The sequence below is a fragment of the Shewanella frigidimarina NCIMB 400 genome, from assembly GCF_000014705.1.
GTDB classification, from domain to species: domain Bacteria; phylum Pseudomonadota; class Gammaproteobacteria; order Enterobacterales; family Shewanellaceae; genus Shewanella; species Shewanella frigidimarina.
Genome location: NC_008345.1, coordinates 2,818,265 through 2,832,281 on the forward strand (window position 1 = coordinate 2,818,265; position 14,017 = coordinate 2,832,281).

Below are 14,017 nucleotides of genomic sequence, written 5' to 3' on the forward strand. Positions count from 1 at the left end.
GGCCTACTGCAACACTGGAGTCGTAACTTTAGTTATTTGATTTAATGCGATAGCATTATCATCGACAAACCACATCTTTAAGCCCTTGCCAGCAACAACATTAGTCGCGATTTCATGCCAATCGGTTTCTCGTCCCAGTTTTTGCGCATCAGTTTCACTGCCACCATAAATCATTGGAATATGCGCTTCACCACTTGGTCCATTTTTAATGGCAAGATCAACCCGGCGCCAAACCATTTCCAGTAATGAAGTTACAGGTTTAAAATTGATATAATCAATTTCAGATAACTGCGCTAAATAAAAATTGCCGTCAGTACCAAAAATTTCGATGAAACCACCTAAAGTGTCATCTAAATCACGAATTTCTTGATGAGTGATATCATTTAATACTAAGTTTATTTCCGGACGCAGAGTTTCAAGGCTGTTTGCACACTGAGTCACATCATCTTGAGCATCAACCATTGCTAAACGTAATTTCATTAATGCTTCAACGTGCGCATCAGACTCAGCAAAAAGTTGTGGTACAGCTTTGCCCGCCATAAAATCTTGTCGGGCTTGTTCAGCACGGATCAGCTGACGTAAATTTGCTGCGCCAATTAAAAAGTCGGGATGCTTTTGCACTAAAAAGTTTAATTGTTTGTCTGCACGCTCAAGTTCACCATTAATACACAACAACTCAACATGTTGACCTTTTAAGTCAATATTCATCGGGTCGTCTTTTAATTGTGTCTCAACTAACTGAATTGCATCTTGTAGTTGGCCGCTCTGTAGCATTTGTTGAATTTGTTTCATTTGATACCTTTATCTTAATTTCTTGATGTCAGTTCAGTGACCAATTTAATACTGGACACCATCTGATCTAACTGAAAATGAGGTTGTAACTGAATAATCGAATAGAAATGCCCTGGCTTGCCACGCATTTCTTTTACCTGTACTTGGGCACTTCGCAGTGGGTATTTACTTCTTACATCATCTGAAGACACGTCTGAAGCGGTAGTGTATTTATGCAGCCACAGTTGTAGCTCTCGCTGGCAAGCCTCTGCAGAATGAAGTGAACCAATTTTTTCGCGCCCTAGTACTTTGATGTAATGAGCAAAACGTGAAACACACAGAATGTACTGCAACATCGATGATAACTTTGCATTAATACTGTCTTCCAACAATTCATATTTAGGTGGTTTCTGGACAGAAGCATTGCTGTAAAAAACTAAGTGTTCACAACCTAAAACCGGAGATAAAGGAATAAAACCTTGGTCTGAAATAGACTTTTCTGCCCGATCACTGATTAATAAGTCCACCGATGGCTTCATGCGTTTCCGATACAAATCCGGCTCATATTGGCTCACAGCAAGATCGCAAACTAATCCTTTCTTACGAGCCCCAGGCTCTAGCCCACGGATATGACCAAACCAGCCAGATTCACTAAATGCACGAATTAATACCCCACCGAATGCATAAGCAGCATTGCCCCATAAATGATCTTTTTTAGGGTTTTTAATCGATTCTTTAAACTTAAATCCTTCGCTACGAGTACCATCAATGAGATAAGGAGAACGCATGAGAATATTAGGCATTGTTAACCCAATGAAGCGAGAATCGTCCATTTTACGTAACGAATTCCACTTAATGTACTCGTGTTGTTCAAAAATTTTGGCGATATTCATATGAGCAGATAAATCGGAAAAATCATCAGCACCAAACAAAGAAGGACTAGCCGAGGTAATAAAGGGCGCAAAAGCGGCGGCTGCAGTGCGGGATATTTCTTTTAAAATATCAATATCATTAGTAGAGACACCAGGACGGCTTTTATGAGTGATTTGATAATCACCAATTAATGTGCCGAAGGGTTCGCCACCAGACATGTCGTATTCATTATTGTAAATCAGTTTAAAAAAATCACTTTGATCAAACTCAATGGCCCGATTAATGTCTTTAGACAGCGTTGTCCAACAACAATCGAGCATTTTCACTTTCACTTTCTGGTCTTTATCATGTAAATCCTGCTGTTGAACAAGATAAAGTACCCCACGCCAACTGGCTTCTAACGCCTGAAATGCATCATGATGAATAATAGCGTTAAGCTGTTGTTCTAATTGTCTATCAATGCGTTCAATGGCTTTAAGCAGGAAAGGTAAAACAGATGTTTTATCGAATTGTTCAAGCGAATGGCTTGAGTTTTCAAGCCACAGCAATAACGACCTAGTCGAGTCCGACTCTCGTAAGAACCGTTCGACTAGGTGTTTATTTTTTAGTGCCTGTGTAGTCGAAGATACTGGTTTGTTAATACCAGTATCTTCTTTGAAAATTTCACTTGTTACAAATGAAATGGTTTCATGCGGCATCGTTTGTTTCTATCCTTGAAAACAAATGAGGGTCACTGCATTAGCGCGTGATTATCCTACTTTAGGGATCTTCGCGACTAAACGTAAAGAGGCTGTCAGTTCTTCCATTTGTAACCAAGGACGTAACCATGCAACAGCATTGTATGAACCAGGTTGACCAGGGATCTCTTTAACTTCAACTTTTGCATCTGCTAATGGGTACTTGGCACGAATCTCTTGCCCACCACCTTCTGAAGCATTAACAAATGATAAAATCCAGCGATTTAACCAAGACTCGACGTCTTCAGCTTCCATGAAACTACCAATTTTGTCTCGAGCCATCACTTTAAGATAATGCGCAAAACGTGATGTTGCCATTAGGTAAGGTAAACGTGCAGAAATGGCCGCATTCGCGGTAGCATCATGGTTAGACATTATTTTAGGTTTTTGGCAAGATTGAGAGCCAAAGAACACGGCATAATCAGTATGCTTGTAATGACATAGAGGCAAGAAACCCAACTTACTTAATTCAGCTTCGCGGCGATCGGTAATGCCAATTTCTGTTGGGCATTTTAAATCCGGATCACCATCATCACTGGTAAATACATGAGCTGGTAATCCTTCAACCTTACCACCACCTTCGGCGCCACGGATTGCGGTACAGAAACCATATTTACTAAATGCCTGCCCCATATTAGTTGCCATGACATACGCGGCATTCATCCAGCAATAGTCATCGTGATCAGCGACTTTAGCACGACCACTTTCTAAATCTAATTCGAATTCTTCATAGCAAAACTCTTCAACAGGTTTTGTTGCTTCACCATACGGAAGACGGGCAAGCACACGTGGCATGGTTAAGGTGACAAAACGAGAGTCATCACTGTCACGGAAAGAGCGCCATTGCGTGTATTCTAAAGATTCAAATACTTTTTCAAGATCGCGTGGTTTACTGAGTTCTGTCCACTCATCAAAACCGAATAAAGAAGAACCAGCAGCAGAAACAAATGGGCAGAAGCCAGCGGCTGCAACATTAGATATCAATGATAATGTTTCAACATCTTCAGGATGATTACTAAACTCATAATCACCGACTAAGCAACCATAAGGTTCTCCGCCCGGGGTGCCAAATTCAGCCTCATAGATTTTTTTGAACATTTGACTCTGATCAAACTCAACCGCTTTACTCAAATCTTTGTGAAGTTCTTTTTTGGACAAACTCATGACACGAATTTTAAGCGTTTCATTTGTTTCAGAGTTTTTCACTGTATGATGCAATCCACGCCAACTGCCTTCCAGTTTTTGCAGTTCTTCATTGTGCATGATGGCAGCTAATTGCTTAGAAATAATATCGTCCAAACGAGTAATTGCCTTGTTAAAAGTAACTGTGAGGTTTTTATCCCATTGCACAGTGCCTTTCAAGGCCTCTTCCGTTAATGAACGAATAAGCTCTTCAGCACGCGAAGAATCGGTTTGCTTGGTTGCAAAAATGGCCTGCTCTAAAATAGAAACACTTTGTGCTTGTTCTTCAGATACAGCATCTAATGACGCAGCTTCCATGCTCATTATTCCGCTCCTTTGAGGTTAAGTTCACCAGCTAATCTATCTAGGCTGGTTGTGTTATTTAACACTTCTTCTAAGATATTTTCGAGATTCTCAGAACGATCAACTTTGGTCATCAAATCACGGAGTTTGTTGCGGGTTTCCATTAATTTTTTCAATGGTTCAACCTGATTAACAATAGCTGCAGGCTCGAAGTCTTCGATGCTGCTAAATTGTAATGCTACCTTCATTTCAGTATCATCACCGGCAAGCGTGTTAGGTACTGAAATGTTTAATTGGGGACTCATACGCTTTAATACATCATTGAAGTTGTCGCGATCGATTTGCACAAAACGGCGGTCTTTCAATGGCTTTAAATCTGCGGTGTTGTGTCCAGTAAAATCACCCGTAACACCGATAACAAAAGGCAGTTCTTTTTTTACAACTGTACCTTCTGTTTCAACATCGTAGGTAATATGAACACGAGGTTTTCTTACTCGCTTTAATTTATCATGTACACTCATATGAACTCCTTTCAATAATATGTTGAGTAATTAAATACAGATCAATCTTCCGTTTTTATTCCAGATAACTTGAAGAAACCATTCCTTGCTTCACCATCTTGGATTAATTCTTGTAACAACTCAGGCAAACTGAGATCACTCCAACGAATAACTTGTTCAATAGCATAAGACATAGGCGAATGCGGTTCGGTTCGTCTAAAAAAGTCCGCTATCGTTTCAAGGTTATTAATGGCTTGTGCTCTTGAGTTAAGCTGGCCATCGACACCTGATGACGTTGTGCTGTGCTCATTAGTGTCGCTGTGTTGCTCTTCTTCGTGATGTTGTTCTTGTTCAAGTTTTGTTTTGTTTTTTGCAATAATTGGCGCTGTTATCGTGCTGATTTGCAACGCACATGCTTCTAATGCCTTGCGAATATAACTTGTAGGCTGTGGCTCACCGCTCATTGCTGCATCCATGGCAGCAGATAGCTTGCTAAAAGCTGCAATGGCATCTTGCACATCTCGGTCTAATTCAATAAAAAAACTGTCTGAGGTTTCTCTAATGCTATGTTCGACATCTTCAAGTGATACAGAACCTGAATCAAAACGCTTTTCTTGCTTGTCTTTATCTAAACGACTGGTGTCTAAAGCTTGTTCATATTGCCAAGTAGAATAAATAACACCACCATCAGTGATTGGGATCGTTCTGATTGGATGAATTAAAGAACCTTCGCTTTCGATACCGTTTAAACCAATGAGCGGCGCAATGCGCTCAGCTAAATCATTTGGCTCAGGGGTGGGATAGATAGTGTCCCAATAGCGCTCAACTAGCTCTGTGGCCAGAGTGAAACCAAAATAAAGTCCTTTAAAGCCATATAACCTACAGGCGGCCTCTATAAACCAAGCAACATATTCAATATCTTTTGATTGTTGTTTTAAAATGTCAGGGACTTGTTCAAAAATTGGTCGCCATTCAACTGCAACTGACAATACATCTTCTTCGTCTGTCAGTGCTTTACGTTCTCTAGAACGTGCAATATTTCGCACGTCTTTAAGTAAATAATAAGTTGATGTCGGGCTTATATCTTCACGAGGATCAACTCCTGACTCCGCATCAATAGAAATGGGAAGAATTAATTCATCAATTGTTAAATTCTTTAGCTTACTCAATCTAATTCAATCCCTGAATAAAAACGATTAATTTACAATAATAAAAGTATAGAACTTCAAAAACAATACTTATTGGCCTTTAATAGAAGCAAAAGACAATATAATGCCAATAACTAATCACAATGGATAATCATAAAAATTAAATACATCCAAAATGATTACACCCGATGTAATTACATTTAAAGTAATGTTACAGCACATCTAAATACAACATTTATAAGTAATGACTATCGGTAATTAAACTCATTAAACAAAAACACTTATATGAGTTTAATTAATAAAAATATCAACCAAATATTGGAATTGTTTTATCACTATCATCAATGCTATTTATTTTTTTCGGTGTATTTTTAACGAGAATGCAGGTGACATTATCTCGTGCATTCCTGACTAAAGATGCATGGAGTAGTGCCATACCGGAATCAATGATGTTGCCAGACTTTATTGTTCGTTCAATTTCAACATCATTTAATTCTTTATTTAAACCATCGCTACAAAGTAAAAAGACATCACCCTCTTTCATATTATCGGTGCGATAATCTATGTCTAATTGTGAGTCAACACCAACAGCCCGAGTGATCACATTCGCTAATGGATGAGATTCAGCCTCTTCAGGTTGAAGCAACCCTTCATCAATCATGTCGTTAACTTGACTGTGGTCTTTAGTGACTTGCTTCATTTGTTGATCTCGTAACAAATAAATTCGGCTGTCTCCTACCCATAGCAAGTGATAATTATCTTGGTATAACCACAAAACAACAACAGTACTGCCTGCTACCTTCCCATCAAACTCATGCTCACTCATTTGTTGCAAAAAACGATTACTCGAAATAAGTGACTGTTTTAAAATATCTAATGTAATAGTCTCAGGCTGTAAATGTTCAACGGCCTGCTGGATGCCATCAATCACTAATTGGCTTGCGACATCTCCAGCAGCATGTCCACCCATACCATCTGCAACGACCCAAATACCTAAATGTGGTAATTCGAGATATGCATCCTCGTTGATTGATCTTACGGTGCCTCGATGAGTTAATGCATGACTTAAGTGCATGATGTTTGCTCCTTAATGAGCTCTGCAGTATTCCAACCACGTTGTTGCCATTGACCATTTAACATAGAAATAAATTGACTGATCTGTGGCAAGCCTTCCGTAATAATCGTGCACGGTTCAACATCGTCAGAGCCCTCTGTCCACCAAATGCTGTAACGATCAAAGCGTTTTCTGTATTGCTGGTCCAGTAATAAAAGTACATCAGGAGAATTGTCGCCTTGAAATACCCACGCTTTCTTGTTGCGATCTAACGATTCACTCTCGAGTAGCTTGTCGTTATTGGCGGCAACCGTTAAAGTCTCTTTTGTAATGGCATCTAACCATTTACTAAGAACAGTATCATCTTCAAGCACTTGTAATATATTCTGTTCAAAAACCTCAACCCACTGATTGTCTTTCCAACCTCTTAAAGCCGATTGATTATGTAATCCGGCTAATGTGAATGGATAATGGCGACCAACATGGTCAACACTTGGAATGACGGTCCCGACGACGGCTTGGTCGCAACACACACCGGCAGATAACGAAAAATGCCATATGGGACTCGTCAGATAATAATCCAACCAATTGTGTTCGGTTTGTTCTTTACTCACCGCAATAACAGCTTGTAACCAGTCATTCCAATTTTTAAGAAAATCAACATTTAAGTTCTGCTGAATAAAATCCCCTTTTGAGGGGACTTTGCCACAGTAACCTACTGATGTTAAAGGTTCGCAGGACATCTAAACTTCTCCATATTTGCCATCCAAAATGGATTGTTAACACTGTTTGCGGTCAATTTCAGTACAGCGTTGTAGCCTTTGAGATTGATGAGTAACTTGCCATCTTTTTTAGTTTGTGGACGCTTTTTACTTAATTCATCTAATAATTTGAAGAATGACCATTCACCCTCATATTTCTTATTGATAGAGCGCCCGCCGTTAGGAGGTGAAAATGCAATTCGTGTTTCGTTATTTGCACCAGGGCCAGGCCACGTAAATAACTCTTTGCGAGTAGGACCGTGTCGATACTTCAGCTGTTGGCTGTCTATTTCGAATAAAAACATACTCACACTTCTATCTAATAATTCCGGTTCTAATGAAAAGTTAACAATAGGCTGCTTAGATCCTGGTTCGAAAAATGCTTCTTTAATAATTTCAGCGCGTTGATACATTTCTAAAATGTCATTACGAATGCCGATATTACGCTTAAAACGCCAAGGTTTTTTGCTGGTATCTACATGTGAAGCGAGGTATTGATCCCAAAATTTATCTAAGGTGCCGCCATAACCAAAAAACTTACTGAAGTCTTTTAGTCTGACATCTTCTGACGATTTTCGGTCAAATGGGTAACGCCCTGCAATCGCTCGATTGAATTCGGCCAACACTTGCGAACGCCAAATACCGTTGAAACGCTGACTTTGATTGGATTTGGCAAACGAGCGAGTACGATAAGCCACTTCACTTAACCAATTTTTTACTGGATAAGGTAGATCCATCAATTGCTCAGATAAACTAGAACCTAGTTGAGCAAAGCTTTCTTCTGTGGCTTGATTAACAACGTTACCTTGTCCTTCTGACTGCATTGATAATTTATTGTAGTTTCGATTAAGAGCGCGTAACGTCGTTTGAATTTTATCAATATCAGCGGGATTGATTTTGAGCAATTCTGCAAAAGCAAATTCCACATCCTTGCCCGGCAAATCAATATCTAACTCTATTGCTGTATCGGGTAATAGCCTATTTAATCGTGCTTTTTTAGATCGAAATGCAACATCAGAAATATTACCGGCCACTTCCGCCGCGGCCTTTAAATTATTTGAATCGGCAGGAAGCTTAGTTAAATTCACATTTTTCTGAACTGCGGTAATAATGGTTTTGATCGGTTGATCTGGGCTAGCAAGTGCTGCAGTAACACTCTCAGCTTCCTCACGTGTTGAATATGGTTTGATAGCAAGGTCGCTTAAGAAATCTTCCCAATAGAAAATATAATCACGAATGTATCTGTTTTCTAACTCTTGGGTAATCTGCGCTTTGGCTTGTTCGTCTAAATCAACTAACTCATCACCATATACCCAACTGTCTGCGGTTAGGTTTTTTATTATCTTATTCTTTTCTATACTAAAAATGCCATGAAAACCATTAAAAGTATAAAGACCAGGAATGCCTTGATTAAATTGGCGACCACTGGTGAACACCAAACCATCTAAACTGTCTAAACTCAGAATATCAACCAGTTTAAAATCTGGGATACTGCTGTTTGAAAAATCACTTTTTAAACGCTGATATGCGCGCTCAACCAGAGGTAACATGGTCAAATTAATCCGAGCACTATCAACTGTCATACTGTCGTATTGATGACCTCTAACCCCTAAAGACAGTAATGTATCTATATGCTTATTTAGCTCTTTCCTAACCTCACCATTTACATCACCAACAATGTTTCTATCGATATAAGCGGAGAACCAGACTTGCACATCACTTTTGTCAAAATGCTCAGGAAAATACAACATTAAATAGGTTTTTAATGTTTCATATAGGTAGTTAAGGTGCTCACCATTAGCGTCCATTTCTGCACTAAGCACACTTTGTAGGTAAGGCATTAAATGTGTTTCTAAAGCACGGTGATAAGCCGCTGTAGCAGGTTGTTTAAGCTTATCTCCTTGATACAAACCAAAGGTATATGCATCCTCAGGTTTATCAGTACCAAAACCAACAGGGAGATCACGAATTAATGTTAAGCCTTTGGTAAGTGTAATCACATCTGACTTAGCATTTAACCCACCACTGGTAATGGTTTTGTATGTCGTGACACCTTGATAGGTATCATCAATCAATTGTCTATTCCAATCATAACTTTGCCACCAAACATAACTAGCAAGCAAGGTCACACCTGCAGCAATGCCTACTGATACTTTACGTAAAAGTTTATTATGGTTTGTATGCTTTCGATTGGTTGATGCTAAATTTTTCTCTGGAAAAATAACGTCTTCTAACAGGCGTTTAATAAAATAGCTGCGTTGTTTATTTGCGGCGAAGGTTTTAGCTTTACTCTTAATGCCACTAGATAAGTGACTAGAAAGATGATCGATTGGCGTACCTTCTTGAGTTGCACTGGTTAAGTAAACACCACGCAATAGCGGTGCTTCTTCATATGCATTAGGCGCAAAAATTTCTTTAAGAAAATCATCTGCTGAGCTCTGTAATAACCGAAGCTGCTTTGGAAACTCATAGATGGCCGCACGACGCTCTAGGTCGCGTTCGTTTTTTAGGCGGCTATTTAATCTTGCATTTAAATTTAATAATAAATCATGAAATTCTTTATTAAATGAACTAACAATATCAGTGTCTTCTGTATCTGCATTTAATGGGAAGGTAATACCCCAAATTTGTTCACAATCTTCTTTGGTTAAATCATCAAAAAACTCATTAAAACCGGCAACTAAATCTGATTTAGAAAATAAAACATATACCGGAAAAGTCATACCCAGTTGATTTTGCAGTTCTTGTAAACGCTGCTTAATTGCTCGCGCATGTAAGTTTCTCTCAGTCTTGGTTTGGTTTAATAAATCAGACATACCCATGCTGATTATCACCCCATTAATAGGACGAACAGGGCGATATTTTTTCAATAACCCCAGAAAACCTTGCCATGCCCGAGAGTCTTGTTTTACATGACTATCTTGAGTGGTATAACGACCCGCCGTATCAATTAATACTGCTTTATTGGTAAACCACCAATCACAGTGTCTTGTACCGCCAACGCCTTCAATCATATCTACACCCATTTTTTCTTTTAATGGGTATTCAAGACCTGAATGCTGAATCGCGGTGGTTTTTCCACTTCCTGGCGGACCAATCATGATGTACCAAGGTAATTCGTAAATACTTTTATTTTTAGTTAGCTTGGTATTTTTAAGAATATCTAACGCTTGGGTCATTTTATTCTGTAAAACAGTGATTTCACTTTTGGCTAAGTCATCACCGGTCACAGAGTTACCCTCTTCACCGTTAATTAAGCTATCAACCATTTTCTCGCTTTGTTTTTTATTCTTGAGTTGTCGAGTAAAGTGAATGGCACCAAAAATAATAACAATAACCAGTAGTAAGATAACCCGTGTTGCTGCTGATGCTAATGGTTCATACCCAGCTATAGCCACTAAAGGACCACCAAACCAAATAAGTAAAGCCAAACATAAAAAACCTATTATGGTAATTGCCCATTTAGACTTAAGTGTGTCGACAATTCCTTTGCCAATTGATTTTAAAGACATTGATGCGATTCCTTTGTGTCACACTAAAACAATAAGTCGATTTCGATTCGACGATTTAACGCGCGGTTCTGTTCATTGTCATTCACCACACGGGGCTCAGACTCACCACGACCTTCAGGCCACAATCGGCCACTTAGCGATGCGCTATTAGCCAGAACGTTCGCAATCGACGTTGCTCTTGCTAATGAAAGATGCCAATTTGATGGATATTTAGAGGTAAAAATGGGTTCATCATCGGTATGACCGGTGATCAAAATTTTGCCATCGGTACTCTCTAGCGTCAGAGCTATTTTGGCTAAAATCGCTTCAAAATCAGACCGAGGTTGAGTGTTACCAGAAGCAAAAAGTTCAGTCGCCCCAATGCGGATCCTCACACGATCGCTTAATTGTTCTACTTCGAGTAAATTTTTGCCAATTTCGGTTTGTAATAGTTGTTGCAGTAATAATGCTTCATCACGACTAATTTGTTGTTGCGCATCAATGGTTTTTTCCCAAGGCACAATCGAAGTCAATTCTTTATAAGCTTCTGATGAGTAATTGTTGATGCTGTAACTAAAACCCATATAGATAAATAAAGTAACCACACCAAATAATGCCCCGATAACCCATAAAGGAAATGGCTGCTGAAAAGTTAAATTAGGGACAATATTCTGTCGCCATCCTGGTGATAACTCTCTATGAAAATCGCCTTTGCAAGATTGAATGGCTAAATACGTTTTTTCACGTAATGCTTCTAATTTTTGATCGCCTTGAGGCTCAACTCTCATTTTGCCAACAAAACCAAGAGTTAAACATAAATACATCAACTCAAGTAAATTACACTTTTCAGAAGGATGACGAAGTGATGCTTCAAGCAAGGTATAGAAATATTCACCACCTAAAGTTTCATTATGAAAAGTAGAAAGCAAACTGTCTGATGCCCAATAGCTTTGCTCTCCCCAAGGCGTATTGAGAACTACTTCATCAATAAAACAACACAAGCAATATCGAGCAGACTTAATGTCATCTGACGCTAAATTTGCATTACGCAATTGTTGCTCATAATTCTTGATGAGTTCGACACAATGCACCCGTAAAGTATTGACATCATCATGCTCGGTACTATTTCGTAACTGAGTACAAATAGATAAAAGCGTACCCGCAAAATCAACGATTGGGTTTTGCGATAAGCTTAGTTGCGATCGGTTGTCGCGATTATCGGCACGATGATCTTGGATCAAGGTTTTCTGACTATCATCATCGACTTTTGTTTTATTGGCAGCCATACCCGACCCTTTCCCTGGGCGAGGTTTAACGATGGTTTTATCGTTCACAAAATTATCCTTAATGTTTTGGCGTTAAATACTCACAGCCCAAAGTTCTATTTGTAACTCTGGATAAGCACCAGAAATATGCATCGCTACACCGCCACTTGATTTAAGCTTTATCCAATGGCTGTTGTTTTTATCTAATTGAAAATAGTGATAACCAGCATGGTATGGCACCTGTCTTGGTGCTACTGGTAGGTTGGATATTCCAATGCCTGGTAATTGGTTATTTACCAGCTCTCGAATGGTTTCAACTGACCCTATTTTAATTTGCGAAGGTAGGCGTTGGCGAAGCTCGTCATGCGGAACATTTGCTTTAACAGCAAGAATAAACTCAGCATTATCAAGCATACTTTTATCTGCAATCGTCGAGAAATATACACCAAATTTGGTCTTTTCTAGGATCAGCTCTGTAGCACTTTGCTCCAATACGCTACTTAAACCATGATTCACAATCACCATAGTATTACTAAATACATAGGTTAAATTGTCATGTTGATAGACTGGAAATTTTGGCGGTCGCTTGTTGGGGCTGCTGAACGTTGAAAGTTCGCCAGAAAAACTAATGAGTGTGCGAAATAGCAATTCCGGATGAATGTGATTAACAACACCATAATGTTCGAAAATGGGTTGGTACTTATTTAAAAGTTGTAACATTAAAAAGTCTGCTATCGAACTAGAAGTCCCTTGGGATTGACTTAAGCGACCGGCTATAGCTTCTGCACGCTGATTAATCATACCGGTGACTTCAGTTGTCATATTCATTAAGGTTTTGATGTGTTCAATGCCAATACATGCCGGAATAAACTTTTTATCTAATCGAATCACGCCCTCTTCAGACACATCAATAACTCGAGCTATCGCGATTGAAACATAACCTGATCGGTCTTCACTTTGTAACTTTAACCGACAATCTAGTTTGGCAACTTGCAGCACTTCCATAGCATCGGACCCAACGCTTGTGTCAACAATGTTGTGATCTTCATAGCTGTAACGAGTAATTTGATTTTGTTCAGAAGATGAAATATTCATCCCATTGCTTTTAGCAACGGGAAGAACAAGATAGACAAGTTGATCCAATGTACCTGCTGGGACAGTAATAGCCGTTGGTAACGGACTCTGCTCAGGAAGACAAGCCAAGGTGTTATCTGGAAAAACACAATCGATGCGGTCTAATCCAAATTGCCCCAGTGGAAGTAGGCCATAATTTACTTCATAGCTCACAACCCCCCAAGCAAGTGGATTGTTATTCTTGGCAGTTCGCGCTTGTTGATGTTGCAAAAAACGTTCTTGCTGCTGCATATGTTGTGGACGAAGAAACATGCCCTCTGTCCATGCTATTGGGCTAAAATCGCTCATAATTTCCCTATTTATTCACAACAATTATTTTTCAGAGTTATAAACTGCTATTTTTTCTATATTGATAACAACATCATCATAACCAGTAGGATCGACTGCGACGACAGAACGCCAACGAGATGAATCAATATCTCTGTATGCGACAATAACACCAACAAATCGCGTGTTTTGTCCCAATGTCATGGCATACTCACGCGTTTCTGATGGTTGTAATTCCAGCTCATCCTTACGGATAAGATCTGGACCAAGCACATTTTCTGCTGACTCATCAAGGGTAAAAAAATCTTGAGTATCAAAGATAGTTCTTGATGATAATTCAAATATTTTCACCACCACTGGTGATGGCCGGTCGTTAATGTCTGGATTAATGTCAGCACTGGCATTAAAGGTAATATCTGTCGATGGTGGGACGACAGCATTAATCGTTTTACAGCCAGAGTTAAGTAATAAAAAGCTTACTAATACAATTTGATATAGACCTAACTTCAATTTCATTTATTAGCCCTTAAT

Annotated in this window: 11 protein-coding genes; all 11 read right to left on the reverse strand. The window is 39.1% G+C overall.

Annotation, left to right across the window (positions count from 1 at the left end; all coding sequences use genetic code 11):
- Positions 1 to 3: 3 nt before the first annotated feature.
- Positions 4 to 792, reverse strand: a complete 789-nt coding sequence (locus SFRI_RS12170; RefSeq protein WP_011637820.1) for a type VI secretion system accessory protein TagJ — start codon at positions 790 to 792, stop codon at positions 4 to 6.
- Positions 793 to 806: 14 nt separating this feature from the next.
- Positions 807 to 2,342 carry a type VI secretion system contractile sheath large subunit gene (tssC, locus tag SFRI_RS12175; protein ID WP_011637821.1) on the reverse strand — a complete coding sequence of 512 codons (1,536 nt, stop codon included), beginning with the start codon at positions 2,340 to 2,342 and terminating at the stop codon, positions 807 to 809.
- A 51-nt stretch (positions 2,343 to 2,393) separates the two neighbouring features.
- Positions 2,394 to 3,887 (reverse strand): type VI secretion system contractile sheath large subunit, encoded by a 1,494-nt coding sequence (tssC, locus tag SFRI_RS12180; RefSeq protein ID WP_011637822.1) that lies wholly within the window; start codon positions 3,885 to 3,887, stop codon positions 2,394 to 2,396.
- Entirely contained in the window at positions 3,887 to 4,387 is a 501-nt protein-coding gene (tssB, locus tag SFRI_RS12185; RefSeq protein WP_011637823.1) for a type VI secretion system contractile sheath small subunit, read from the reverse strand. The genes tssC (SFRI_RS12180) and tssB overlap by 1 nt, the downstream gene beginning before the upstream one ends.
- Positions 4,388 to 4,428: 41 nt before the next feature.
- A complete protein-coding gene (gene tssA / locus SFRI_RS12190; RefSeq protein ID WP_011637824.1) occupies positions 4,429 to 5,535 on the reverse strand; it encodes a type VI secretion system protein TssA in 1,107 nt (368 codons plus the stop codon).
- Between the two features lie 286 nt (positions 5,536 to 5,821).
- The gene (locus SFRI_RS12195) at positions 5,822 to 6,589 is read right to left on the reverse strand and encodes a PP2C family protein-serine/threonine phosphatase (protein ID WP_011637825.1); all 768 of its coding nucleotides are present in this window, start codon (positions 6,587 to 6,589) and stop codon (positions 5,822 to 5,824) included.
- Positions 6,580 to 7,311 carry a type VI secretion system-associated protein TagF gene (tagF, locus tag SFRI_RS12200; RefSeq protein ID WP_011637826.1) on the reverse strand — a complete coding sequence of 244 codons (732 nt, stop codon included), beginning with the start codon at positions 7,309 to 7,311 and terminating at the stop codon, positions 6,580 to 6,582. The genes SFRI_RS12195 and tagF overlap by 10 nt, the downstream gene beginning before the upstream one ends.
- Positions 7,293 to 10,841: a type VI secretion system membrane subunit TssM gene (gene tssM, locus SFRI_RS12205; protein ID WP_011637827.1), complete on the reverse strand. Its 3,549-nt coding sequence runs from the start codon at positions 10,839 to 10,841 to the stop codon at positions 7,293 to 7,295. The genes tagF and tssM overlap by 19 nt, the downstream gene beginning before the upstream one ends.
- Before the next feature lie 23 nt (positions 10,842 to 10,864).
- Positions 10,865 to 12,154 (reverse strand): type VI secretion system protein TssL, long form, encoded by a 1,290-nt coding sequence (tssL, locus tag SFRI_RS12210; protein WP_011637828.1) that lies wholly within the window; start codon positions 12,152 to 12,154, stop codon positions 10,865 to 10,867.
- Positions 12,155 to 12,178: 24 nt separating this feature from the next.
- The gene (gene tssK, locus SFRI_RS12215; protein WP_011637829.1) at positions 12,179 to 13,507 is read right to left on the reverse strand and encodes a type VI secretion system baseplate subunit TssK; all 1,329 of its coding nucleotides are present in this window, start codon (positions 13,505 to 13,507) and stop codon (positions 12,179 to 12,181) included.
- Positions 13,508 to 13,531: 24 nt separating this feature from the next.
- Positions 13,532 to 14,002 (reverse strand): type VI secretion system lipoprotein TssJ, encoded by a 471-nt coding sequence (gene tssJ / locus SFRI_RS12220; RefSeq protein WP_011637830.1) that lies wholly within the window; start codon positions 14,000 to 14,002, stop codon positions 13,532 to 13,534.
- Positions 14,003 to 14,017 lie beyond the last annotated feature (15 nt).

What these genes read in the sequence shown, in the direction of transcription:
- tssM (WP_011637827.1), bottom strand. Translation starts at nt 10,841, where the DNA reads ATGTCTTTAAAATCAATTGGCAAAGGAATTGTCGACACACTTAAGTCT.
- tssJ (WP_011637830.1), bottom strand. Translation starts at nt 14,002, where the DNA reads ATGAAATTGAAGTTAGGTCTATATCAAATTGTATTAGTAAGCTTTTTA.
- tssB (WP_011637823.1), bottom strand. Translation starts at nt 4,387, where the DNA reads ATGAGTGTACATGATAAATTAAAGCGAGTAAGAAAACCTCGTGTTCAT.
- tssK (WP_011637829.1), bottom strand. Translation starts at nt 13,507, where the DNA reads ATGAGCGATTTTAGCCCAATAGCATGGACAGAGGGCATGTTTCTTCGT.
- SFRI_RS12170 (WP_011637820.1), bottom strand. Translation starts at nt 792, where the DNA reads ATGAAACAAATTCAACAAATGCTACAGAGCGGCCAACTACAAGATGCA.
- tagF (WP_011637826.1), bottom strand. Translation starts at nt 7,311, where the DNA reads ATGTCCTGCGAACCTTTAACATCAGTAGGTTACTGTGGCAAAGTCCCC.
- tssC (WP_011637821.1), bottom strand. Translation starts at nt 2,342, where the DNA reads ATGCCGCATGAAACCATTTCATTTGTAACAAGTGAAATTTTCAAAGAA.
- SFRI_RS12195 (WP_011637825.1), bottom strand. Translation starts at nt 6,589, where the DNA reads ATGCACTTAAGTCATGCATTAACTCATCGAGGCACCGTAAGATCAATC.
- tssC (WP_011637822.1), bottom strand. Translation starts at nt 3,887, where the DNA reads ATGAGCATGGAAGCTGCGTCATTAGATGCTGTATCTGAAGAACAAGCA.